12 protein-coding genes and 1 pseudogene are annotated in these 24,679 nt (G+C 69.8%); 8 read left to right on the top strand and 5 right to left on the bottom strand.

From position 1 onward, the window contains the following. Nucleotides 1-89 precede the first annotated feature (89 nt). Nucleotides 90-1,601, top strand: a complete 1,512-nt coding sequence (locus tag ABIE67_RS50365; RefSeq protein WP_370271177.1) for a hypothetical protein — start codon at nucleotides 90-92, stop codon at nucleotides 1,599-1,601. Between the two features lie 153 nt (nucleotides 1,602-1,754). Next, nucleotides 1,755-2,182, top strand: a pseudogene (locus ABIE67_RS50360) (DUF11 domain-containing protein). Nucleotides 2,183-2,466: 284 nt separating this feature from the next. Here ABIE67_RS50360 and ABIE67_RS50355 read toward each other — a convergent pair. From ABIE67_RS50355 to ABIE67_RS50340, 4 genes are all read right to left on the bottom strand, one after another. Further along, nucleotides 2,467-3,942 (bottom strand): endonuclease/exonuclease/phosphatase family protein, encoded by a 1,476-nt coding sequence (locus ABIE67_RS50355; RefSeq protein WP_370271176.1) that lies wholly within the window; start codon nucleotides 3,940-3,942, stop codon nucleotides 2,467-2,469. Nucleotides 3,943-4,352: 410 nt separating this feature from the next. Further along, on the bottom strand, nucleotides 4,353-5,567 hold the full coding sequence (locus ABIE67_RS50350) for a hypothetical protein (protein ID WP_370271218.1): 1,215 nt from the start codon (nucleotides 5,565-5,567) through the stop codon (nucleotides 4,353-4,355). A gap of 44 nt (nucleotides 5,568-5,611) precedes the next feature. Next, a complete protein-coding gene (locus tag ABIE67_RS50345; protein ID WP_370271217.1) occupies nucleotides 5,612-7,630 on the bottom strand; it encodes a lipopolysaccharide biosynthesis protein in 2,019 nt (672 codons plus the stop codon). 5 nt (nucleotides 7,631-7,635) lie between these two features. Next, nucleotides 7,636-8,916, bottom strand: coding sequence for a glycosyltransferase family 4 protein (locus tag ABIE67_RS50340; protein ID WP_370271175.1), 1,281 nt, complete (start codon nucleotides 8,914-8,916; stop codon nucleotides 7,636-7,638). A 169-nt stretch (nucleotides 8,917-9,085) separates the two neighbouring features. Between ABIE67_RS50340 and ABIE67_RS50335 the strand changes: the two genes are divergently transcribed. Then, a complete protein-coding gene (locus tag ABIE67_RS50335) occupies nucleotides 9,086-9,565 on the top strand; it encodes an adenylyltransferase/cytidyltransferase family protein (RefSeq protein ID WP_370271216.1) in 480 nt (159 codons plus the stop codon). Here the strand turns inward: ABIE67_RS50335 and ABIE67_RS50330 are convergent. Further along, nucleotides 9,519-10,241 (bottom strand): CDP-alcohol phosphatidyltransferase family protein, encoded by a 723-nt coding sequence (locus ABIE67_RS50330; protein ID WP_370271174.1) that lies wholly within the window; start codon nucleotides 10,239-10,241, stop codon nucleotides 9,519-9,521. The genes ABIE67_RS50335 and ABIE67_RS50330 overlap by 47 nt on opposite strands. 97 nt (nucleotides 10,242-10,338) lie before the next feature. Here ABIE67_RS50330 and ABIE67_RS50325 point away from each other — a divergent pair, with 97 nt between their 5' ends. The 5 genes from ABIE67_RS50325 to ABIE67_RS50305 all read left to right on the top strand — a co-directional run bounded on the left by ABIE67_RS50325 (nucleotide 10,339) and on the right by ABIE67_RS50305 (nucleotide 24,678). Next, a complete protein-coding gene (locus ABIE67_RS50325; protein ID WP_370271173.1) occupies nucleotides 10,339-11,244 on the top strand; it encodes an ABC transporter ATP-binding protein in 906 nt (301 codons plus the stop codon). A 57-nt stretch (nucleotides 11,245-11,301) separates the two neighbouring features. After that, on the top strand, nucleotides 11,302-12,072 hold the full coding sequence (locus ABIE67_RS50320) for an ABC transporter permease (RefSeq protein ID WP_370271172.1): 771 nt from the start codon (nucleotides 11,302-11,304) through the stop codon (nucleotides 12,070-12,072). A 332-nt stretch (nucleotides 12,073-12,404) separates the two neighbouring features. Next, nucleotides 12,405-19,550 (top strand): SDR family oxidoreductase, encoded by a 7,146-nt coding sequence (locus ABIE67_RS50315; protein ID WP_370271171.1) that lies wholly within the window; start codon nucleotides 12,405-12,407, stop codon nucleotides 19,548-19,550. Between the two features lie 2 nt (nucleotides 19,551-19,552). Then, a complete protein-coding gene (locus ABIE67_RS50310; RefSeq protein ID WP_370271215.1) occupies nucleotides 19,553-24,322 on the top strand; it encodes a beta-ketoacyl synthase N-terminal-like domain-containing protein in 4,770 nt (1,589 codons plus the stop codon). Further along, nucleotides 24,319-24,678, top strand: a complete 360-nt coding sequence (locus tag ABIE67_RS50305; protein ID WP_370271170.1) for an acyl carrier protein — start codon at nucleotides 24,319-24,321, stop codon at nucleotides 24,676-24,678. The genes ABIE67_RS50310 and ABIE67_RS50305 overlap by 4 nt, the downstream gene beginning before the upstream one ends. The last annotated feature ends 1 nt before the right edge of the window (nucleotide 24,679 follow it).

The following is a 24,679-nucleotide window of genomic DNA, read 5'->3' as shown; positions in this document are numbered from 1 at the left end:
CTCCGGCACCATGGACGCTTCTCAGCACCGTTCAGCCCAGCCTAACCGGTCAATACACTCCCAAAGGTAGGGCAACCCAGAGGGGAAACATGCCAGTCGACTTATCGAACAAACCTTCACCCACGGTCCGATCCACAAACCCGATCACCGCACCGGTCCAGGTCATGCCTGTCTCACCGCGTGCCGTGCTCTCCCGGGCATTGACTGTCCCCCTGGTCCTGGGGCTGGTGTTCTTCCTGCCGACGCTGGTGGCCGTACAGGCCGGTCCCGGCGTCAGGGACGGGGTGTTCTGGCTGCAACTGGCGCTCACGTCCTACGCGGGGGCCCGGCTGGCTGCGGTGACGCTGACGGCCGGCCGCCGGCTGATCCAGGGTTCCTTCTGGCTTTTCACGTACGTGGCGATGGGCGTGGCTCCGCTGGCCCAAGCGGTGTTGGGCCAGACGCCCACCCCGGTGGTCGGGCCGCACTCCGACCTGGTGCTCGCGGTGTCGCTGGCACTGTGCGGCTGTGTGGCCTTCGACGTGGGCGTACTGCTGGCCCGGCACCGGCCGCCCCTGCCCCGCAGCGCCCGCAAGCCACGCCGTGCGGCGTCGGTGCATCGTCGCAGGCTGTATGTGCTGGTGGCGTTCGCGTACGCCGCCAGCGCGCTGTTCATCGTGAAGTTGGGCGGTCCCGCGGTCTTCTTCGGCAGCCGTCAGGAGATCAGCGAGGGAATCCAGGCGAGCACGGGGACGGGCGACCACTCGCAGGTCGCCTCCGCTTTCCTGCGGGGTTTCGGGACCGTACCGGCACTGCTGGCGTTCCTTTTCCTGACTCGCTGGCTGGTCACCTCCCGCCACGCCCGGCGCCGCCTGTCGGTGATCGTGATGTGGGCCGGCCTGCTCGGGGTGAACGTGGTGGTCAACAACCCGATCAGCAACCCGCGGTACTGGTTCCTGACCGTGATGTTCTCCATCCTTTTCACCGCGTTCCCGAGGAGTCCGGTCATGTACCGGGCGGCGCTGGCAACGGGTGTGGTGGCCGCCCTCCTGCTGTTCCCGTTCATGGACCGATACCGCTACGACGAAGGCGGGCAGCGAGCGAGGGAGTCGACGTCCGTCGTGGCCCCCTTGGTGCGCAAGGACTACGACCAGATCGGCATGTTCGCCAACACCATCACGTTCGCGGAGTCGGGTGAGGGCCACACGTACGGCAGACAGCTCGCGGCGACGGTGTTCTTCTTCGTTCCGCGCTCGGTGTGGCACGACAAGCCGCTCGACTCAGGTGTGCGGGTGGGCGAGTGGATGAGGATGGACAACACCAATCTGTCCTCCCCGCTGTGGGCGGAGCTCTGGCTGGACTTCGGCCCAGTGGGGATGACCGGCGGGTTCGTCGTTCTGGGCTATGTCTGCGCACGCGCCGACCGCCGCTACGCCCACCGCACCATCGACCACCCGCACCCCGGCCACATCGCGGCCATTGTCACCCCGCTGATCGCGGGCTACGCCTTCATCCTCCTGCGCGGCCCACTGCTGCAGGCCTCCGGCCGCGTGGGGATCGCACTGCTGTGCCTTGCCCTTGTCACCACCTTCCGATCGGACCGACGCAAGCTGCTGCGGTGACTCGGCCCCACGCGGCTGGCAGTCGTGCGAGGACCGGCCCGAGCCGGACGTCCCGGACGCGCCGGGGACACTTCCACCGTCACCACCAACGTGGTCGACACCCCGGCACCGAACGTGGACCTGCAAGTGGTGAAGACCGGCCCCGCGTCAGTCATGGCCGGAGCGTCGTTCTCCTACACGATCACCGTCACCAACAACGGCCCGGCCGCCTCCAAGGGCTGGACGATCACCGACACCCTCCCGCCGGTATCCAGAACGCCACCACCTCCACCCCCGGCTGCAGCATCAGCGGCTCCACGCTGACCTGCACCGGCGGCGCACTCGCCAGCGGCGCCAGCACCACCATCACCGTGAACGGCACCGCGCCCGCCACCGCCGGCGCCAAACTGAACAACACCGTCACGGTGCAGGGCAACGACCCCGACCCGAACCCGGGTAACAACACCTCCACCGTCACCACCGACGTCCTCGACGTCCCAATGATCGACACGTCCATCGGCGGAGTCGCCACAGCAGCCGCGATGGGTATCGGCAGCCTGGCCTACCTGCGCCGCCGGCGCGGCACGGAGGCGCCTATGTAAGCCGTCCCACTCACCAGTCCTCTCGCCTTTTGGGCCCGTCGCATCCTTCGCCGCGACGGGCCCAAGAGGTGTGCCAAGGAATCTCACGGACAGCCTCTTCAGATGGTGTCCCACCGAGGACACCGTGATCACGGTGCCGCTGCATCCGCGCGTTCCAGGCGAGATTCCGGGCCTGCTCAACTTCGTCTGAGGGGACGATCAGCGTTGCAAGCTCGCGTCGCGCCAGGCCGCCCTGGGCCTCAAATGCGCGGCGTGTTCACCCCTGTTGTTGTGTTGCCGGGGTTTCAGGGCAGGTTGAACGTTGTCAGGACCGCGCGGTGGTTGCTGACCCATTCGTTGTTGTAATGGTTGGGTTCCGGCTGGGGGGTGCCACGGACCTCGACGGTCGAACTGACCGGTGTGGCTGGACCGGTGTAGTGCACGTAGTCGATGCGGTCCTGCGGTTCGTCCAGCTCGGGGAAGTCCTTGTTCTTGGGGACCATGGCGGCCCATGTGTCGCCTGGCGACGTTGCCGGATCGGGGTGGACGACCCGGTAGGAGTCTTTGAGCCCGGCGTCGGCGACGGCCCTGGTCGTGGGCCAGTTGACAGAGGGGTAACCGCAGTTTTGGCTCGCGGCGGCGGGCACCCAGTCGAGATGCGACGGCGAGTTGAAGTCCCCTGCCAGGAAGAACGGCGCGGCGCCGCTCTTCGCGGCGTCGATCTGGGGCTTCGCACTGTTGAGGATTTCGTTGATCTGATCGAACCGCCCAGACGGTTGCCGCTCGATGTCCTCGATCTGTGTCGGCGTCATGCCCTCGAAGCAGGCGTTGTACGGCCCGTAGGGCGTAGAGACCAGGTGGACCGACCACACCACGGCTTCTTTGCCGGCGCCCAGGTTGAGTCGGGCGCCGAGGCCGCGGCCGTCCAGCACGGGTCCGAAGGTCTGTGTGATGGCGTACCTGCTGATGATCGCCGGACCGAGGCTGGTGCCTTGGTGGTAGTACCAGCCCAGGGTTCGTGCCAGATCCCTGGCGAAGTACCCCTTGGTCTCCTGTAGGGCCACTACGTCCGCCCTGCTGGAAGCGATGAATCTGGTGGCCTTGGCGAGGCCGCTGGACACCTCGGTGGCGGCGTTCCAGGTGTTGAAGGACATCACTTTCAGTGTGGTGGCCGCGGTGGAGGGCAGGATGCGGAATTTCAGGGGGCTGGCCATTCGGCGGTAGCCGTCGTTGTAGAGGTAGTACGCGACGTAGTGGCCTGGGCTGAGGCCGTCGGTCGGGATCGTCAGGCGGCCGGAGGAGCCTGCGGCGTATGCCCACTTGGTCGCGCGCCCGACGAACCGGTCGTTGACCGGGCCGTTGCCGGGATCGGTGAAGATGCCCACCCAGTTGCGGGGGGTGGGCCGGCTGGTGCGGTAGGTGACCGATACCGGGGTACCGGCCGGGTGGTCGAACCGGTCCAGGCTCATCGAGCCGGTGGGTGTCCGTGCGGCGTTCGTGATGCGGAACTTCACCGGGTTCGCCAGCCAGGTGTAGCCGTTGTTGTGGAGGTAGTAGGCCACGTAGGCGCCGGCTCTGAGGCCGGAGGCCGGGATGGAGATCCGGCCGGAGGCGCCGGGAGCGTACTTCCACTTCAGCGAGCCGCCGAGGTACTGGTCGTTGACCGGGCCGTTGCCGGGATCGGCGTAGATGCCGACCCAGTTGCGGGAGCTGGACCGGGTCGTGGTGTAGGTGACGGTGATCTGCTGGTTCGCCTGATAGTCGAGCCGGTTCAGTCTCATCGCGTTGGAAGGGGCTGCCGAGGCAGGCAGCGGAACCGTCATTCCCAGTAACACGGCGGCCAGGACCACCAGCGCTCGCAGACCCGTCCGGGTGCCCCGGTGAGGGCGGCGGCTTCCTGTTCTCATCCCTGACACCTCTTACAGCAGTAGAGACCTAACAGTGCACCAAATGCCATAAACGGAACTTAACAGGCGCTTGGTCTGCACGCGCCTGGGTGCACGGCTGGGCGTGCGGGGCGGCCAGGGCCGATGCGTCCACACAGGCAGAACTCACCCGCCACCTCCACTTCGTGCCCGCGCCACAGGGTCACAAGGAACCGGATCAGACGAGTAACACCACATCAAACCAGGTCGCGACAATGGTCAATCCGAACGAGGCCCATCGGGTTCTCAGGATTCTCCGCCCGGGCTCAGGCATCCCGCCGTGCGAGGGCGATACGAGTCCATCCCGCACAGGCTTTGAGAACAGAGCCCAGGCACAACCCCCAGGCCGCACCCAGGACACCACCCAGGGCATAGCCGGTGAGCAGGAAGGCCACCGACAGCAGGGAGAACACCACCTGGATGGGGAGGGTGGCGCGGGGGCGCAGGACACGGAGGGTGAGCAGGGCACAGGTGCCCGCCGCCATGGCCGTGTACTGACTGCCGGTGGCCGGGAGGAGTGCCGCGGAGGAGTTCCATGTCTCCCCGAGGATCTCGCGGCCGAGCCACCGGGGCAGCGCGATGAGCAGCACGGCCCAGGCCGCCGCCGCACCAGCGAGGACAGCCGTGAGGATCACCGTGGCACGGACCTGGCGGGAAGCCGACGCGGCGCGGCGCAGGATCGGCGGGCCGAATGCGGTGGCCGCGTTGAACAGGACGTTCAACGGGCCGAAGAGCGTGGTCGCGCCGCGCAGCGCGCCCACCGCCAACTGGCTGGCGATCAGCCCCAGTCCGACGATGGCGAGCTGGCTCAAGGCGTTCCCCACCGCGAACTCGACGGCGAACCGGCGCCCCAGATGGTCCCGGCGCAGCAGGTCCCGAGGCTTGGCGGGCAGGCCGCGCAACCGTGGAGCGAGCAGTACGGTTCCGACGAGCAGGGCGGGCAGGGCGGAAAGCCCCCATGCGGCCACCAGCCTCGCCGGCCCGGCGCCGTACGGCTGGATGGCGAGGGCGGGGAGGACGGCGGCGAGGCGTACGGCGTCGATGGCCAGGGCGTGGTGGGGCAGACGCATGGTGGCGAAGCAGTACCGCATGCCGTCCTGGGTGAGCACGATGGGCAGGACGAGCCCGAGTACGGCGAGCCCGTGAGCCGTGCCGCCGGGTACGGCGGCCAGCCCGATGGCCATCGCCGCCCCGACGCCGGCGGCCGCGGCCGCCGTGAACGCGAGGGCGCTCCGGCACGCGCCCCGCACCCCTGCAGCCGCCCCGCGCTCCAGCACGAGCGCCTGTCCGACGTAGGACACCGAAAGCCCGAGCAGCACGGTGAACACGGTGTAGACGACGGAGAAGGCGGCAAAGCCCTCGGCGGTGGACAGCCTCGCGGCCACCACCAGCACGAGGATGTTGGTCAGCGCCGCCACCCCCTGATCGGCCGCCGAGCACACCACAGCGGCCCGGACACCGAGACCCTCCTCACCGGCCACGGCCCGCGCGCTTTCGGCGCCCTCGGCCCGGTCGGCCCGCTGCGTCACGAACGGTCGGGCCGGGGCGGCAGGTTGGCACGGTCCAGCCGGCGCAGGGCCAAGGTGGCGGTGGGGTTGTCTTCCTCGGTGGGGGCGATGTACTCCTCCTCGGCTCTCGCCCCGTCTCGGGCCCCTCTGCGCCTCCTGGAATCCGGCTCACCGCGGCCGGGCCGGCCCGGGTCACTTCCCCCTCCGGTGCCCGGGGCAGGTGGCGCTGCAGGCATGTCCCCCGCCGCAGCTCTCCGCGCACCCCTACGCCCGCGTGGAACCGGGCCGCCCTGATCCAGGGCACCCTGGAAAGGACGCGCTTCCGGCCCCTTCCCCGGCACGCCTCTCCGAGCACCCCTGTGTCCCCGGGGGACCGGCTCGCCCTGACCGACCTGGCCCGGGAGCCGTCCACCGGTTCCCTGGACAGGGCGGGCTTCCCGCATCTCCCCCGCCGCTCCTCGGGCACCCCCACGCCCCCTGGGAGCCGGCTCGCCCTGACCTGACTGACCCGGCTCCCTGTCTCTCGTGCTCTGGGACGGGCGGGCGTCCGGTGTGTCCTCGTCGTGGAGGAGGGCCCCCAGTACGGTGCCGCCCGCTCCCGTGACGAGTTCGCGGATGCGAGACAGGTCGTCGCGGCGCACCTTCCGGGGATTGCACACGACAAGGACGCCGTCCACACGGTCGGCCAGGGCGATCGCGTCCGCGTACGACAGGGCGGCCGGGGCGAGCACTACTACGACCGAGTCCCGCGCGTCCGCGGTGGCGATCAGCTGGGTGACAGGTGCGGAGGTCAGCGCACGAGCGGCGTTGTGCACCCGGGCCCCGGGGATGAAGCCGAAGGCCCCGGACTCCCCCGCCTCCACCACGATCCGCTCGCCCGTTGGCCAGGTGCCCCCGCTCAGCTGAGGGATCCGCGTGGACCACACCAGCCGCGTGCCGTCGGAATCGCGCAGCCGGGCCGCGAGTCCCGGGGTGCGTAAGTCGGCCTCCACGAGCAGGGTTTCGCGGCCCATCTCGCCGAAGGCCGCCGCCAGGTTCACGGACACGGCGGCCGCCGTGTCGATGCCGCCGCGCGGGGCGACGACCAGCAGCCTGCGCCGGTTGGCGAACCGGTGGTCGTAGGCGAGCCGGAAGGCCACCGAGCGGTATTCCTCGGCCACCCGTCCCTTGGCCGGCAGGGTGTCCGCGTCCTCCCTGCGGCGCCTGGTGCGCGGCAGGGTGCCAAGCACCGGGGCGCGCAGAGAGCGCCCGAGGTCGCCCTCGGAGCGCACGGCGGGATCAAAGACCAGCCGCACCCAGGCCGCGAGCAGTCCGATGGCGACGCCGACACAGGCACCGAGCCCCAGCAGCAGCGGCAGTGGCGGACCGGACGGAGAAGTCGGCGGCGTGGCGGTGCGCACCACGAAGCCGGGAGTGATGTCGAGTGCCTTGAGCTTGGCGATGCTGCTGTTGAGCTCGGAGATCCTGCCCGCGAGCGAGGACTGGCTGTCCTGCGCCTTGTGCTGCTTCACCAGGGGCTTCAACTGCTTCTGGTAGCCCTTGATCATGTTGTCGATCAGGGTCCGCGTCTGCTCCTCCCGGTAGTCCAGATACGCCTTGGTGAAGGCGTTGGCGCGCTCGGCCGCCATGCGCGGCGTGGAGGCGGTGTAGGAGAAGCGCAGCAAGAGCGTGTTCAGCGGGTTGGTGACCTGAAGGCCGGACTGAAGCTCCGTGACGTGGCCCCGCATACCCAGGTCCTTGGCGGCCCGCGAGGCGACGGCGTTACTGGCCGCGGTCTGCCGCTCGGATCCGATGCTGACTTGTTTGTCAGGAGTGATGGTGCCGGGCGCGAACGGGTCCGCGGTGGCGGACCGCACAGTCACCTCGCTGGTCGCCACGTAGGAGTCGGCGCTCGCGAGCGCGATCCAGCCGCCGCCGGCCAGCCCCAGCACCACGCCGAGGACGATCAGCAGCCGGTAGCGCAGGAGCTGTTTGAACTGGTCACGCAGTAAGTCCGGCTCCCCTTCCGGCTGTCCGCCCGTTGTGTGCTCCGTCATCGCCGTCATATGTGTGCTTCCCTTGCTGCGAGGGCCTCGTCGAGCAGAGCGGTCATCCTGGCCAGACCCGCCTCACGGCTGAGGTGGGCGTCGACATACGCAGGGCCATGTGCCCCCAACTCGTCGGCCGCGAGGGGGTCTTCCGCCAGCTTGCGTACGGCGTCCAGCAGTGCGCCCGGGTCCTCCGGCCTCACCACGAGCCCCGCTTGGGACCTGAGGATCTCCTGCGCCGTACCGCCCTCCGCGGCGACCGAGGCGACGACGGGCCGCCCGGTCACGAAGTAGGAAGTGAGCTTCGAGGGGATGCTCATGTCGAGTACCGAGGCCCGCTGAGTGACCAGCAGCACATCAGCGGCAGCCAGCACGTTCGGAAACTCTGCCTCGTCGGCCGGTGGAAGGAAGTGCAGGTTGGGCAACCCGGCGCCCAGGGACCGCAGCGCCTCACGCTGATTTCCCTCACCCATCAGCACAACCTGCACATCGGGGGCCAGCCGGGCCGCCTCCACCAGGACTTCCAGACCCTGTTTGAGGCCCATGTTCCCCGAGTGCAGGATCGTCGTGCCCTCCTGCGGCCAGCCAAGGAGCGCACGTGTCTTGACTCGCGGACGGGAGGGACGAGCAACATGCGACCAATTGGGGACGACCCGAATCCGGTCCCGGGGCACCCCCATGGCCACCACCGGATCCACGAAAGACTCATGGATGACACCCACGAGGGTGGCCCTGCGCAGCACATGAGCCTCGACGGCCTCCGCTACCGCTGCCATCCGGCCCCCGCCACGGATGCCGCTCTGGGCGGCCGCCGCCCCCATCAGATCCTGTACGACCGGCACGAACGGCACACCCCAGCGGCGGGCCGAGCGCGCTCCCAGCGTCGCACCGGCCAGGCTGGGCAATTGCGCCAGAACCACATCGGGCCGGGGCATCAGAGGCGGTGCGACCAGCCCGTGCGCAAGAATCGACGCCTCGTACAGGGCACGGCGCAGGGCCGTCTGCCGCGACGGGACAGTGTGTCTGCGACGGTGCACCAGCACGCCGTTGCGCTCCTCCACCGCCCGCCACACCGGCCCATAGGCCGGGTGGATCCGCCAGGCCGGGTAGTGCGGCAGTCCGGCCCATACATGGACCTCGTTACCCTCATTGACCCAGTGCTCGGCAATCTGTGTGGCATAGGGGCCGATCCCCGTCCGCTCGGGCGCGTAATTCGTGGACACCAGCAGCACACGCCGGTGCCCGAGCCGGTCAGGCTGTTCCGGCTCCTCCTGGTAATCCGCGTGCTCCAACATGCCACATCCCTTGCGTGAGAGCAGATCAGGTGCACCCTAACTTCATCAGCGGCTATGAGAGCAATGTCGTAAATGCCTTTGGGAGCAATGTCGCATTCCCTGGACATTCAAGGCTTGATCATGCTGCGATGCGATGGGGACGCATCTCGAATGGGGGTTCCAGTTCAACATGCCTCAGATCGTGGGCTATGCGCCAGGTGTCTATGACCTGTTCCACGTCGGCCATCTCAACATCCTCAGACGCGCTCGCAGTCATTGCGATTACTTAGTCGCCGGAGTCGTCTCCGACGAGATGGCACAGCTCGCCAAGGGCCGTGCGCCCGTGGTGCCGCTGGTGGAGCGTCTGGAGATCGTACGCAGCATCAACTTTGTGGATGCCGCGTTCGTGGAAACGGTGCCGGACAAGCTGGAAACCTGGAAACAGATCCGGTTCGACGTGATCTTCAAAGGCGACGACTGGCGCGGCACGCCCAAGGGCGACCGCCTGGAGCGCGACTTCGCGACCGTCGGCGTCGAAGTCGTCTACTTCCCCTATACCGCCCACACGTCGAGTACCCAGCTACGCCAGGCGCTCGACGCGCTCACAGCGCCTCGACCGCCGGTTACGCCGGGCGTATCGCGGCCAGTTCCCGGAACGACTTCGCCATGAAGACCGGCAGGAAGAGTGCGTGCGCGGCGAACAGCACGGCATACCCCGCCAGGAATGCCTGATCGTCGCCGAGCAGCAGGAAGACTGTGCAGAACACGCCGTAGTCGACCGGCAGCAGAGCCAGGGCCCGCAGTCGCGAGGGGCCGACCCCAGGCGTCCCGGCGGCCGCGTCACCAGCCTTCGGCTTGAGTTTGTCGGTGAGCAGTCCACCGAAGAAGATCAGCACCGCCGTGAACTGAAATCCCAACGGCAGCAGCAGCCAGCCGCGGTTCGGCAGGGAATGGAATCGGTAGAGCGAGATGAGCACGGCCGCGTGCAGCGCGATGATCTTCGCGCAGTCCACCACATGGTCCAGCCACTCCCCCACCGCGGTGCTTTCCCGTCGTAACCGAGCCAGCTGGCCATCCGCGGAGTCGAAGGCAAAACCCGCCGCGAGGCATACGTACACGGTCATTCCCAGTAGCCACGACGGCCGTACGCAAGCGAGCAGGAGCACCGCCGATGAGGTCAAAGCGGCACTGACCAACGTCACTTGATTCGGCGTCATGCCGGCCCGATAAGCCGCGGCGGCCAGTACCCGCCCCGCCGGACGATTGATGTGGCGCGAGTACAGCGAGACACCCTTCGCTGTTTTCTGCGCCCGCCGCAGCTCTCGATGAGCCGCACCGAATGTCATGGGTCGAGGCTACATCCGCACACGGGGCACCGGCACTGCCGTAACTCGGGAAGATCCAGGAATGGCGAGGGCATTCCTTCCCACTTAGCGTGGAGGAATGATCGAGTTAGAAGGGCTGACGAAGCGGTACGGCAATAAGTTAGCGGTCGACCAGCTGACCTTCGCCGTTCGACCAGGAATCGTGACCGGATTCCTCGGCCCCAACGGGGCGGGCAAGTCGACGACGATGCGCATGATTCTCGGCCTGGACCGTCCCACCGCCGGCGACGTCCGCATCGACGGCCGGCACTATGCGGACCTGCACGATCCCCTCACCTACCTCGGCGCCCTCATCGAGGCGAAATCCGTGCACGGCGGCCGCAGCGCCTACAACCACCTGCTCTTCCTCGCCCAAAGCAACGGCATCCCCCGCCGCCGAGTCGACGAAATGCTGGACGTCGTCGGACTCACCTCGGTCGCACGCAAACGCACCAAGGGCTTCTCCCTGGGCATGGGCCAGCGTCTCGGCATCGCCGCGGCGCTCCTCGGCGATCCGCGCATTCTGATGTTCGACGAGCCTGTCAACGGACTCGATCCCGAGGGGATCCACTGGATCAGGAACCTGATGAAACACCTCGCCGCCACCGGCCGCACGGTCTTCGTCTCCAGCCATCTCATGAGCGAGATGGCGTTGACCGCCGACCATCTGGTGGTCATCGGCCAGGGCAGACTTCTCGCCGACACGTCGATGGCCAACTTCATCGTGCAGAACTCGCGGTCCTATGTGCGGCTGCGCTCGCCCGAACAGGAAAGGCTCCGCGATGTCCTGCACGGGGCCAAGATCGCCTATGCCCCGGGGCAGGACGGCTCGCTGGAGGTGGAGGGAGTCGACGCGGCGCGGCTGGGCGAACTGGCCGCCGAGCACCGGCTCGTGCTGCATGAGCTGAGCCCGCAGCAGGCGTCCCTGGAGGAAGCGTTCATGCGGCTGACGGCGGAGTCGGTGGAGTACCACGCGCACACCTAGGCCGGCGATTCGATCGTCCGCAGTGAAATGGTCCGGTGAAAAGGAGCCCCCTGAGCGATGACCGCAATGAGAGTCCTCCAGTCGGAGTGGACGAAGATCAGGTCGGTGCGATCCACTCTGTGGACGCTGATCCTGGCGTTCGTCGTCACGCTCGCCCTCGGTTCGCTGATCAGCATCGTCAGCCGCAACACCTTCACCGAACTTTCGGCCGACGAAAAGGCTTCCTTCGACGCGACTTACATCAGTTTCTCGGGCATGGCTCTCGGCCAGCTGGCGATGATCGTGTTCGGAGTGCTGGTGGTGTCGAGCGAGTACAGCACCAACACCATCCGCGTGTCGCTCGCCGCCGTCCCCCGGCGAGCGGCCTTCCTCTTCAGCAAGGTCACCGCAGCGTCGGGGCTGGCATTCCTCGTGGGATTCGTGACGAGCTTCGTCGCCTTTTTCCTGGGACAGAGTCTGCTGGGCGAGTACCGGGTCTCGCTCGGCGACACCGGTGTGCTCCGCGCGGTGCTCGGTGGCGGTCTCTACATGGGCCTCATCGCGATGTTTTCCATGGGAGCAGCGGCGATGCTGCGCAGCCCGACGCTGTCGCTGGGGATTCTGATGCCGTTCTTCTTCATCATCTCCAGCATCCTGGGCGCCCTGGACGCCACCCGGAAAGTGGGCCAGTACCTGCCGGACCAGGCGGGCGGCCATGTGATGCAGGTGGTGACACCGCCGGACGACACAGCGCCGTACGGGCCATGGGGTGGCCTCGCCATCATGGCGGGCTGGGTGGCGGCAGCGCTGATCGGCGGTTACCTCGTCCTCAGACGGCGGGACGCGTAACACAGCGCGCATCGCTCAGGATTGTAAGAAGATCACAGAAACTCTCATTCGCTACTGATGAGTTTATCGATCCGCACCCCGGGGATTTTGCAGGCATGCAAGCAAAACGATCTTTGCATCACGGCCTCGCTCGCTTGTTATGGAGACAACAATCATACGGAGCCTTGGCCTGGCGTCGGTTATCAATGATGTGAGACGTGAAGGTATCGCGACTGTATGGAGCTGCTCTTATTGTCGACTCCGGGGATCACCATCGGCGTATCCTTGCGTCGATTCGTCAGCCATGCCGCCCAGACTTCCCGCCATGCAGTCTCGCGATTATTCGGAGAACCATGACAACCGCTGTGCGCAACGCCGATACGATCATTGGCATAACTCCGTTCGGTGAGCCCGACGCAAGGCTTGCCACGGCGGTCAGCCGCGCCGGCGGGCTCGGGGTGCTCGACCTGGGAAAGGGCGACCGCGGCTCCAGAGAGGCTCTGGAGCGCATGCGGCACCTCGCACCCGATCCGTTCGGAGTGCGCGTCGGGGCGTTGTGCCGGATGACCCCTGAAGAGCTGGGGGTGGGGACGCGGGGCGACGGGCCGCACACAGTGGTCCTCGGCGTCGACTCCGCGTGGAAGGTCGGCGAGGTCGCCGGGGAGTACCGGGTTCTGGCCGAGGTCACGGATCTGGAGCAAGCCCTGGAGGCGGCGGCCGCCGGAGCGCACGGGCTGATCGCCCGCGGCAGTGAGAGCGGGGGCCGGGTCGGGGAGCTGAGCACCTTCGTCCTGTTACAGCTGCTGCTCTCCGAGCGGCGATTAAACCTCCCTGTCTGGGCGTGCGGCGGCATCGGCGCGCGCACCGCGGCGGCTGCCGTGGCCGGTGGGGCGGCCGGGGTCGTACTGGACAGTCAGCTGGCGCTGCTGGCCGAGTCAGGTCTCGACGAGACGGCGGCCGCCGCCCTGCGGTCCATGGATGGCTCGGAGACCGTTGTCCTGGCCGGTCACCGCGTACTGCACCGCCGTGGCCCGGTTGTCCCGCACGTGGCCGCCGACGACCCTCATGCGGTGGCGGCGGCGCTGGGCACCCGGGATCCGCGCACGCAGCTGCTGCCGGTGGGCCAGGACGGGTTCCTCGCCGCCCGTTTCGCCGGCCGCTGGAGCGACGTCGGACGTACGGTCCGAGCCCTGACCGACGCCATGGGCAAGGCCGTCCGGGACGACACACCGTCCCGGGCGTTACGGGCCGGCTCCCCGATGAGCCACGCGCTCGGTACCCGGCTGCCCGTCGCTCAAGGGCCGATGACCAGGGTCAGTGACCAGGCACGATTCGCCGCAGCCGTCGCCGGGGACGGCGCCTTGCCGTTCATCGCGCTCGCGCTCGCGGACGGTGAGCGGACACGGGCGATGCTGGAGGAGACCGGTGCCGCCCTGGCTGAAAGGCCCTGGGGCGTCGGTGTGCTCGGCTTCGCGCCGGAGGAGCTCAGGCGCGCGCAGCTCGACGCCGTAAGCGAGTTGAAGCCCACGCACGCGATCATCGCGGGCGGACGGCCGTCGCAGGCCGAGGCACTGGAGCAGGCCGGGATCCGGGCCTTCCTGCACGTGCCCTCGCCCGGTTTGCTTCGGCAGTTCCTGGAGGCAGGGGCTCGCAGGTTCGTTTTCGAAGGTGCCGAGTGCGGCGGCCACATCGGGCCGCGGACGGGCTTTGCGCTGTGGGAGGCCCAACTCGCGGTGCTGGAGGACTTCCTGGCCGATGCGGACGAGGGCACGGCAGGGCGGCTGGAAGTGTTCTTCGCGGGTGGCATTCACAGTGAACGCTCCGCGGCGATGGTCTCCGTGCTGGCCGCACCGCTGACCGCGCGAGGGGCCGCGGTCGGCATCCTCATGGGCACCGCCTACCTGTTCACCGAGGAGGCGGTCGACGCGGGCGCGATCACGCCCCTCTACCAGCAGCAGGTACGGGCCGCGACCCGCACCGCGCTGGTGCAGACCGGGCCCGGCCATGTCACCCGCTGTGTACCCAGCCCCTTCACCGAGGGCTACGGGCAACGTGCGGCGCGGCTGCGGGCCCAGGGCGTCCCCGACCGGCGTGTCTGGGAGGAACTGGAGCGGCTCAATGTGGGGCGGCTGCGGACCGCCAGCAAGGGAGTCGAGCGCGACGCGGCCGGTGCGCTGGTACCGGTCGGCGAAGAGCGCCAGCTCACCGAGGGCATGTTCATGGCCGGTGAAGTGGCCATGTTGCGCTCGGCCACCACCACCATCAGCGCGCTGCATCACTGCGTGACCGACGGCGCGGCGGACTTCCTCGACGGGCGTCCCGACCTGCTGCGGCGCTCGGCCGCGGACGGCACGGACGCCGAACCGTCGGCTCCCGAGCCACTCGACATCGCCGTGGTGGGAATGGCCTGCATGTTCCCCCAGGCCCCGGACCTGGCCACCTTCTGGGCCAACATCCTCAGCGGCCATGACGCCATCACCGAGGTCCCGCCCGAGCGCTGGGACCCCGCCGTGCATTACGAGGAGGACGGCAGCGGCGCCACCACGTCGAAGTGGGGCGGATTCCTGCCCGAGATCCCCTTCGACCCGCTCCGCTACGGCATTCCGCCGGCCTCGCTGGGCAGTATCGAACCCGTCCAGCTGCTGTCCCTCGAAGCCGCCAAGCGGGCGTTGGAGGACGCCGGATACGGCGAGGACGGCCGGGCTTTCGACCGCTCGCGCGCTTCCGTGATCTTCGGTGCCGAGGCGGGCAGTGACCTCTCCATCGCCGCCACCCTGCGCGCGGTCCTGCCCTCGTACTACGGCAGCGTTCCCGAGGGCATACGGGAGCAACTGCCCCGGCTCACCGAGGACTCCTTCCCCGGCATGCTGGCCAACGTGATCTCCGGTCGGATCGCCAACCGGCTCGATCTGCGCGGGGCCAACTACACGGTGGACGCGGCGTGCGCCTCGTCACTGGCCGCGGTCGACGCCGCCTGCAAGGAACTCGTGAGCGGCACCAGTGATGTCGTCCTGTGCGGTGGGGCCGACCTCCACAACGGGATCAGCGACTACGCGTTCTTCTCCTCGGTGCATGCCCTCTCCCCGATCGGACGGTCGCGCGCCTTCGACAGCTCGGCGGACGGCATCGTCCTGGGGGAGGGCGTCGCCTGCGTCGTACTGAAGCGGCTCGCCGACGCCGAACGGGACGGCGACCGCGTCTACGGAGTGATCAAGGGCGTTGGCAGTTCCAGTGACGGCCGCTCGCTCGGCCTCACCGCGCCGCGCCCCGAGGGACAGCGGGCCGCCCTGCAGCGGGCGTACCGCAATGCCCGCGTCTCGCCCGCCGAGGTCGGTCTCGTGGAGGCCCACGGCACGGGGACCGTCGTGGGTGACCGCACCGAACTGACCGTCCTCAGCGAGGTGTTCGGTGAGGCGGGCGCCGAGGCGGGCGGGTGCGCGCTCGGTTCGGTCAAGTCGCAGATCGGGCACACCAAGTGCGCGGCCGGGCTCGCCGGGCTGATCAAGACGGCGCTGGCGCTGTACACCGGCGTGAGACCACCGACCCTGCACCTTGAGCAGCCGAACGCGGCCTGGCAGGAGGAGAACAGCCCGTTCGCCTTCCACACCCGGGCACAGCCCTGGACCACACCCGTGAAGAAACGTTTCGCCGGAGTGAGTGCGTTCGGTTTCGGCGGGACCAACTTCCATGTGGTGCTCGGTGCCCACGCCAAGACGCAGCCGCCGGTCCAGGGACTCCACGCCTGGCCCGCCGAGCTGTTCACCTTCCGTGGGAAGGACCTGGCCACGGCCCACCAGGCCATCGAAGACATCCTCAATGCCGCCGAGGACGGAACGTGGCGGTTGCGCGACCTCGCGCTGAGCGCCGCCCGCCGCTCCGACGCCGACCCCAGCCCCGTGCGGGTCGCGGTCGTGGCCACCGACGTCGATGGACTGAGGGCCCAGCTGCGCAAGGCCCTGGCCGGTCAGCACGACCCCGCCGGGGGAATTCACCTCGCGGCCCCGCCCCCGCCCGACGGCGCTACGCCGGCCGCCTCACAGGACCAGAAGGTCGCGTTCCTCTTCCCCGGCCAGGGCAGCCAGCGGCCGGGAATGCTGGCCGACGTCCTCATCGCGTTCCCGGAGCTCCAGCACTACCTCGAACTCGACCAGGCCCAAGCGGCCGCCCTGTATCCCCCCGCTGCCTTCGACGACGCCGCCCGGACCCGGCGCCGGGCGGCGCTCACGGACACCAGGGCCGCCCAGCCGGCTCTCGGTGTCGCGGGGCTCACCGCCCATGCGCTGCTCGGCGCCGCCGGGGTACGACCGGACATGGCGGGCGGTCACAGCTACGGGGAGCTGGTCGCGCTGTGCGCGGCCGGTGTGCTCAGTCCGCGGACGCTGCTGGAGCTCAGTACCGAACGGGCGGCGGCGATCCTCGCGGCCGCTGGTGACGAGCCGGGCACCATGGCGGCGGTCGCGGGCGACGCGCAGGACGTCGAGCACGTCCTGCGCGAGACGCGAGCTTCCCGCTCAGTCGTCGTGGCCAACCACAACTCCCCCCGGCAGACAGTGATCTCGGGCCCGACGCAGGCGGTCGAGGAGGCCGTACGACTGCTGCGCGAAGCCGGGTACGGCGCCAAGCTCATCTCGGTCTCATGCGCCTTCCACAGCCCCGTGGTGGCCGGTGCCGGGGACCGGTTCGCCGAGGCGCTCGCGAGCCGGACCGTGCGTCCGCCCGAGTTCCCGGTGTGGTCCAACCGCACAGCCGCCCCGTACGGCGACGATCCGGACGCGATCCGTGCGGAGCTCGCCGCCCAGATCGGCGCCCCTGTCGCCTTCGCCGCGCAGATCGAGGCGATGTACGAGGCGGGCGCGCGGATCTTCGTGGAGGCCGGGCCCGGACGAGTACTGACGCGGCTGGTCGCCCAGATCCTGGGTGAGCGCCCGCATAACGCCATCGCCTGTGAGCCCCACGCGGACAGCGGCCTGTACGGCTGGCTCGACGCACTGGCCCAGCTGGCCGCCGCCGGAGCACAGGTCCGTACCGCATGGCTGTTCCGAGGGCGCGACGCCGTCGACGCGGGCACGGCCGCGGCACCGACACGCCCCGGTTGGACCGTCAACGGTCAGCTGATCCGTACCGCCGACGGAGGACTCCTCCCCCATGCCCTCGCACCGGCCCGACGAGTCGTGGAACCAACAGTGACGACGAACCACCCCCATGCCGTCCCGTCGGACAGGGACGCGCTGATCTCCGAATTCCTGCGCACCAGCCGGGAGATGGTCGCCGCCCAGCGGGACGTCCTGCTGGCTCATTTCGGCACGGCACCGGCGGAGCCGACCGCCACGCCCCTGCCCCAGGACCCATTGCCGCACTACGTGGCGGCCGAGCTTTCGCCGCCCGGGCAAGAACTGGAACCGCAGTCGTCCGCCCTGTCCCCGGACGCGGCGTCGGCCGCGACCGGAGCGATCACGGAGACGGACGTGCTGCGGATGGTCCTGGAGATCATCAGCGAACGTACCGGCTATCCGGTGGACATGATCGAGCCCGACCTCGATCTGGAAGCGGATCTGAGCATCGACTCGATCAAGCGGGCCGAGATAGCGGGCGAGCTGGCCAGACGGCTGGGAGCCGGAACCTTCGCGGACGGCGCCGGCGTGGACGACGAGGAACTGGAGGAGTTGACGAGGGCCAACACGGCGGCGTCGGTGGCCAGCTGGATCGCCGGGCGGCTGGCCGCGCCTCCCGAGGCACCCCGGCCCGAGCCGGTGGACGAGCCCCCGCCCGCGGTGGAGCACGTGGAACGGGAGATGCCGCAGGAAGCCGATCCGGTCGAGGACGCCACGGTGCGCGAAGAAGCCGGAGTCGGCGAAGACACCGAGGTTGGCGAAGACACCGCGGTTGGCGAAGACGCCGGAGTCGGCGGAGACGCCGGAGTCGGCGGAGACGCCGGAGTCGGCGGAGACGCCGGAGTCGGCGGAGACGCCGGAGTCGGCGGAGACGCCGGAGTCGGCGGAGACGCCGGAGTGGGCACAACACCGAAGCGGTTCCAGTTACGGCCGGTGCTCCTGGATCAGCCCGGCGTCTCGGTGGACGACCCGTCAGCCGTGCTGGCCGGTAAGCGCTTCGTCCTGGTCGGCGACGATGACGCGAGCACGGCACAGGAAGTGGCGGCCCGGCTCGTCTCCCACGGTGCCCAGGCCGTGGCCGTCGGCCGCAAGCAGCTGCTCACAGAGGCGGACGGTCAAGTGGACGGAGTGCTGTACCTCGACTCCCTCACGCCCTCACGGCCGGTGCTGCCGTGCGCGTTCCCCGTGTTCCAGGCCGCCCTCGGGCGCCGTCCGCGGTGGCTGTTCGCGGTACGGCCCGCGGTCGGCGACTTCCCGAGTCTGACCGGGCTGAGGTCGGCAGGGTTGCACGGCTTCTTCCGCACCGTCGCACGTGAGTATCCGCAGACCGTCGCACGGGTCATCGACCTCGGCGACACCAGTCCCCCGGCCGTCGCCGACGCTCTGCTCGCCGAGCTGCTCAGCCCTGAACCAGCGCCTGTCGTCCTGCGCACGGCCACCGAACGGCACGGCCTGGAGCTGACGGAAGCGCCACTCGCCACCACCGGTACCGGACCCATCGGCGAGGGAGCCGCCGTGGCCGCCGCTCTCGGGCTCGACCGCGAGGCAGTCGTCCTGCTCGTCGGCGGGGCCCGGGGCATCACAGCACGGCTCGCCACCCAGCTCGCCTGGATCTCCCGGTGCCGTATCGAACTGCTCGGCAGGACACCCGCCCCGGCCGACGCCGAGGATCCGGTGACGGCCGCGGCCCGCACCCCCGCCGAGCTGCGCACGGTGCTCGCCTCACGCGCGGTCGACGGTGCCAGGCCCGCCGACATCAACCGCGAAGCCGAACTGATCCTGGCCCAGCGTGAGATCAGCGCCACCTTGGAAGAGCTCGCCGCTTGCGGCAGCGAGGCGCGCTACCGCTCGGTGGACGTGCGGGAGCCGGACGCGTTGATCCAAGCGGTGAAAGAGATCCATGCCGAGCACGGCCGCCTCGACGGCGTGGTCTACGCCGCCGGCGTGATCGAGGACCGGCTGATCACCGAGAAGACCGCCGAGTCCTTCCACCGTGTGTTCGAGACCAAGACGATGGGCGCCGGAGCACTGCTCTCGGCGCTGAAGGAACTGCCCGAGGGGCCGTCGTTCACGGTCCTGTACGGCAGCGTCTCCGCCGTACTCGGCAACCGCGGTCAGGCCGACTACGCGGCCGCCAATGACGCCCTGGAGAGCCTCGGCGGCACCTGGGCCGCCCGCACCGGACGCCGGGCGCTGACCGTGCACTGGGGTCCCTGGGCGCCGTCCGACGGGCACACCGGCATGGTGAGCCCCGAACTCTCCCGGGAGTACGCCCGACGCGGGGTCGGCATGATCGACCCGGACGAGGGCACCGCGGCCCTCCTGCGCGAACTCGCCTGGGGCGACCCAGCCGCCGGAGCCGTCGTCTACATCTCCTCGGGCTGGTGACCATGACGAACGGCATGACCGCTCAAGAGCTGCCGCCGGTGGCCATCGTGGGGATGGCGGTGCTGCTGCCCGGCGCCCCCGACCTGGACACCTACTGGCGAAACCTGCGCGACGGCGTGGACGCGATCACCGACGTACCGGAGGAGCGGTGGGACGCGGAGTTCTATCGCCCCGGCTCCGAGGCCGGCCCGGCCGCCGCCCACCAGGTGTACTGCCGGCGCGGCGGTTTCGTGGACGGTCTGGCCGAGGTGGAGGTCACCCGGTTCGGCATCATGCCGAACTCGGTGGCCGGCACCGAACCCGACCAGCTCATCGCCCTGAAGGTGGCCGCCGCGGCCATCGCGGACGCGGGCGGGGAGGACCAGCTTCCCGACCGGCACCGCATCGGCGTCATCCTCGGCCGGGGCGGCTATCTCACCCCGGGTCTGGCCCGCCTCGACCAACGCGTGCGTACCGCCGGACAGCTCGTGCGCACCCTCGGTGAGCTGATACCCGACCTGAAACCGGGCCAGCTCGAACGGGTCCGGGCCGCCTTCACCGAGCGGCTCGGTCCCGACAGCCCGGAGGCGGCCATCGGCCTGGTGCCCAACCTCGCCGCCTCGCGGGTCGCCAACCGCCTCGATCTGCGGGGACCCGCCTACACCGTGGACGCCGCGTGCGCGTCGTCGCTGGTCGCGGTCGATCAGGCGGTGCGCGAGCTCGCGGCGGAGCGCTGCGACCTGATGCTCGCGGGAGGTGTGCACCACTGCCACGACATCACGCTGTGGAGCGTCTTCTCCCAGCTGCGCGCGCTCTCGCCCAGCCAGCGGATCCGCCCCTTCCATCGGGGTGCGGACGGCATTCTGATCGGTGAGGGCACCGGCGTCGTGGTCCTCAAGCGCCTCGCCGACGCCGAGCGTGACGGTGACCGGATCTACGCCGTCATCCGGGGCACCGGTGTGGCGAGCGACGGCCGTGCCGCCGGTCTCGTCACCCCCGATCCCGGTGGCCAGGCCCGCGCCCTGCACCAGGCGTGGCAGGCGGCTGGGCTCGATCCGGCCCAGCCTGGCTCGATCGGCCTCCTGGAGGCCCACGGCACCGCGATCCCCGCCGGCGACGCCGCCGAACTCACCACCCTGGCCGATGTGTTCGGCCCCGCGGACGCCCGCGACGCGACGAGCGGCGACCGGGCCGTGATCGGTTCGGTGAAATCGATGATCGGCCACACGATGCCGGCCGCCGGAGTGGCGGGTCTGGTCAAGGCCGCCCTCGCCGTCCACCACCGCACACTCCTGCCGACGCTGCGCTGCGACGATCCGCACCCGGCACTCGCGGCCACCCGCTTCCGTACGCTGGACGAAGCGGCTTCCTGGGACACCACCGCGCAGCAGCCGGTCCGCCGGGCGGCCGTCAACGCCTTCGGGTTCGGCGGCATCAACGCACATGTCGTCCTGGAACAAGCACCCGGCGACTGGACGCGGACCTCCGGTGCGCTGGTGCCGCATCGGGCGACCGCGGCCGCCGGCACCGCCGCGGTCACGGTCACCGAGCCGGAGCGGGTGCTCATGCTCGCCGCCGACAGCGGTGAAGACCTCGCCGCCCTGTTGGACGCCGACAATTCCGCCGTGCTCGCCTCGGGCCTTGATCCGGAACGTACACACGCGGACGCGGGGCCCGTCCGCCTCAGCGTCGTCGCCCCGAACGCCAAGCGGCTCGCTCTGGCGCGACGAGCGGTCGCCAGGGGCCGCGCCTGGCACGGCCGCAGCGACACCTGGTTCCGGCCCCGCCCCCTGCTCGGGGACGGCGACGGGAAGCTCGCCTTCGTCTTCCCGGGGCTCGAAGCCGACTTCTCGCCCCGCGTCGACGATGTCGCCTCCCACTTCGGCCTGCCGGGCGTCCCGGTACCCGCTGGTCGGTCGCGTGAACACGATCAGGTCCTGGATGCCGGCATGCACGGATTCGGTGTCGTCGGCACCAGCCGTCTGCTCCACGCCGCCATGCACCGCATGGGCATCGTGCCGGACGCGGTGGCCGGGCACAGCATCGGCGAGTGGACGGCCATGACCGCGGCCGGGATGTACTCCTGGGACGAGGTGGACGACTTCATGGCCTCGTTCAATCCCGACACGGTGACCGTCCCGGGGCTGGCCTTCGGCGCCATCGCGGCGCCCGCGCAGCGTGTGCAGGCCGCGCTCGACGACGGATGGGCGAAGGCGGGGCTCCTGCTCTCCCATGACAACTCGCCCAGCCAGTCGATGGTGTGCGGGCCGGGAGGGGCCGTGGAGGGAATCGTCCGTTCCTTCCGCGCCCGGGGTGTGCTCTGCCAGGTGCTGCCCTTCCAGTCGGGCTTCCACACGCCGATGCTCAAGCCCTACCTCGGGCCCATCAAGAAGGCGTCGAGCCGGTTCCGGCTCCATCCGCCGGCCGTCCCCGTCTGGTCCGGGACGACCGCGGCCCCCTTCCCGGAGGGCGAGGCGGCGGTGCGTGAGCTGTTCATCCGGCATCTGCTGGAACCCGTACGCTTCCGGCAGCTCATCGAAGCCATGTACGCGGCAGGCCACCGCACTTTCGTGCAGGTGGGCCCCGGCCGGCTCAGCTCTCTCATCGGCGACACTCTCAGTGGCCGCGACCACCTGGTCATCGCCGCCAACTCGCCGCAGCGCCAGGGTGTCGCCCAGCTCCGCCGGGTGGCGGCCGCCCTGTGGGCGGGCGGCGCCGCGGTCGCACCCGCTCTGTCAACGTCCGCGCAACCGGCCGGTACGGGCCAGGGGGTCGCCCAAGGCCGGGAGGAACGGCCACCGGTGCGGCTCGAACTGGGTGGGGCGCTGGTCTCACTCGGTGGGCGGGCCGGTGCCGAGCTGGGCGCCGAACTGGGTATCGGCGCCTCGGCCGGCCGGGAGCCGGTCACGGCCGGCGCATCGCCCCTGGACGCGCTCGCCGGGCATTCTTCGGCCGCGGCCGAACTGAACGCCCTGCTGCGTGACACCGCGGACGCCGCCGCCGCGCTGATCACCGCGAGCCGCCGCCCCGCAGCCCCGGCCGCCCTCAGGCCCGGCGACTCCCCCAGGGCGCCGCGTCCCGCGCCGGGCGCGCCGGCCCTTCCGGCACCGCGGCAAGCCGACCCTTCCGAAGGCACGCCGGCCCCTCCCGCACCGCGGCAGGCCGCTCCCTCTGCAGGCACATCGGCCCGGCCGGTGCCGACGGCTCGGGGCGACCGGGGGCCGGAGTGGCGCGGCACCGTCCGAGTCTCCACCGACACGATGCCGTACCTGCGCGACCACTGCTTCTTCCGGCAGCGGGCGGACTGGCCCGACATGGCCGACCGGTGGCCGGTCGTCCCGGCCACCACGATCGTTCACCACATCATGGACGCGGCGCAGCAGGCGGCGGCACCGGGGATGCGAGCGGTCGCTGTGCACGGGGCCCGTTTCGAGGAGTGGCTGACCGCCTCACCGCCCGTCGACGTGCCCGTGACGGTCACGCCGGCGGACGACGGCGCGGACCGCGTCGCGGTGTCCTTCGGCCCCCGGGCGCACGCCGTGGTCGAACTCGCCGACCGGTTCCCCACCCCGCCCGCCACCCGATGGCGAACGGACCCCGCGTCCGAATCAGCGGCGCCCACCCACGCGGCGGCCCACCTCTACAGCGAACGCTGGATGTTCCACGGGCCGGCGTTCCAGGGGGTCTCCGAGCTGATCGCGACCGGCGAAAAGCACGTACGGGGAGTGATCACCACACCGTCGGCCCCCGGTGCCCTGCTGGACAACGTGGGTCAGATCATCGGGTACTGGATCATGGCGACCCGCACCGAGCGCACGGTGGTGTTCCCTGTGCAGATACGGCACATGCGGTTCCACGGGCCGCATCCGCGCCCGGGGACCAAGGTGGAGTGTCTGGTGAGGATCACTTCCCTCACCGATACCACGCTCGAGGCCGATGTACAGCTGACCGTCGCGGGCACGGTGTGGGCGGAGCTCACCGGCTGGCAGAACCGTCGCTTCGACAACGATCCGCAGACCAGGCCCTTCGAGCGGTTCCCCGAGCGCAACACCCTGGCCGAGGCCCGGCCCGGTGGCTGGTCCCTGCTCCATGAGCGGTGGCCCGATCTCGCCTCGCGCGAGCTGATCATGCGCAGTGCGCTCAGTGGTGAGGAGCGCTCCGAGTACGCGCGACGTGCCCCTCGCGGCCGCAGGCAGTGGCTGCTCGGCCGGATCGCGGTCAAGGACGCCGTACGGCAGTGGCTCTGGGAGCACGGGGAGGGCCCTGTCTTCCCCGCGGAGATCCGCGTGCACAACGACGCATCGGGGCGCCCCTATGTCACCGGCCTGTACGGCCGGGAACTGCCGCCGCTGGAGGTCTCGCTGGCCCACTGCGCGGAGACGGGGGTCGCGATCGTACGGCCGCCCACCAAACTCGGCCCAGGACCGGGCATCGACATCGAAGAAGTCGTCGAGCGCGACGCGCAGATGCTGACCACCGCGCTCACCGACGCCGAACTCAAGCTGCTGCGCGCTCAGTGCGCCGCCAGCGGTGAGTCCGAGGCGCTGTGGTTCGCACGGTTCTGGACCGCGAAGGAAGCGGTCGCCAAGGCGGAGGGAACGGGACTTGGCGGTCGTCCCCGGGACTTCATCGTGGTCGAGGCGACGGCCGACCGGCTGATGGTTCTGGGGCGGCACGAGCACGCCTACACGGTGCGCTGCGAGCGGGCGGGCAATCCCCCGCGGCTCCCGAGCAGAGAGTACGTCGTGGCCTGGACCACGGGCACGGCGGAGGCAGAGGAGAACGGTCGATGACCACATTCGAAGGGCAGCCGTCGCGAGGCAACCTCGTGCGCGAGGACGAGTTGTCGGTACTCGCCGGCATCACGGACATGCTCAGGACGATCCTCGACGAGACGGAGGACCAGGGCGAGCCCGAGTACGGCTTCGAGACCGTCGAGATCGAGATGGAGACCCGGTTCCACCGCGATCTGGAACTGGAGAGCATCGACCTGGTCACTCTCGCGGGTCTCTTGAAGGACCGGTACGGCGACCGGATCAACTTCGCCGAGTTCCTCGCGGACATGGAGTTCGAGGAGATCATCGAACTCACCGTCGGCAGGCTGGTCGAGTACGTCGTGCGCAGTCTCGGGGCCGCGGAGGTGGACTGAC

The sequence above is a fragment of the Streptomyces sp. V4I8 genome (assembly GCF_041261225.1).
In the GTDB taxonomy this organism is placed as follows: Bacteria; Actinomycetota; Actinomycetes; order Streptomycetales; family Streptomycetaceae; genus Streptomyces.
The sequence above is the reverse complement of the archived record's forward strand: the minus strand, read 5'-3'. Positions and strand labels throughout refer to the sequence as shown.

Bases quoted from the DNA above. Each gene is read 5' to 3' on its own strand.
- ABIE67_RS50365 (WP_370271177.1), top strand. From the start codon at position 90: ATGCCAGTCGACTTATCGAACAAACCTTCACCCACGGTCCGATCCACA.
- ABIE67_RS50355 (WP_370271176.1), bottom strand. From the start codon at position 3,942: ATGAGACTGAACCGGCTCGACTATCAGGCGAACCAGCAGATCACCGTC.
- ABIE67_RS50345 (WP_370271217.1), bottom strand. From the start codon at position 7,630: ATGACGGAGCACACAACGGGCGGACAGCCGGAAGGGGAGCCGGACTTA.
- ABIE67_RS50340 (WP_370271175.1), bottom strand. From the start codon at position 8,916: ATGTTGGAGCACGCGGATTACCAGGAGGAGCCGGAACAGCCTGACCGG.
- ABIE67_RS50335 (WP_370271216.1), top strand. From the start codon at position 9,086: ATGCCTCAGATCGTGGGCTATGCGCCAGGTGTCTATGACCTGTTCCAC.
- ABIE67_RS50330 (WP_370271174.1), bottom strand. From the start codon at position 10,241: ATGACATTCGGTGCGGCTCATCGAGAGCTGCGGCGGGCGCAGAAAACA.
- ABIE67_RS50325 (WP_370271173.1), top strand. From the start codon at position 10,339: ATGATCGAGTTAGAAGGGCTGACGAAGCGGTACGGCAATAAGTTAGCG.
- ABIE67_RS50320 (WP_370271172.1), top strand. From the start codon at position 11,302: ATGACCGCAATGAGAGTCCTCCAGTCGGAGTGGACGAAGATCAGGTCG.
- ABIE67_RS50315 (WP_370271171.1), top strand. From the start codon at position 12,405: ATGACAACCGCTGTGCGCAACGCCGATACGATCATTGGCATAACTCCG.
- ABIE67_RS50310 (WP_370271215.1), top strand. From the start codon at position 19,553: ATGACGAACGGCATGACCGCTCAAGAGCTGCCGCCGGTGGCCATCGTG.
- ABIE67_RS50305 (WP_370271170.1), top strand. From the start codon at position 24,319: ATGACCACATTCGAAGGGCAGCCGTCGCGAGGCAACCTCGTGCGCGAG.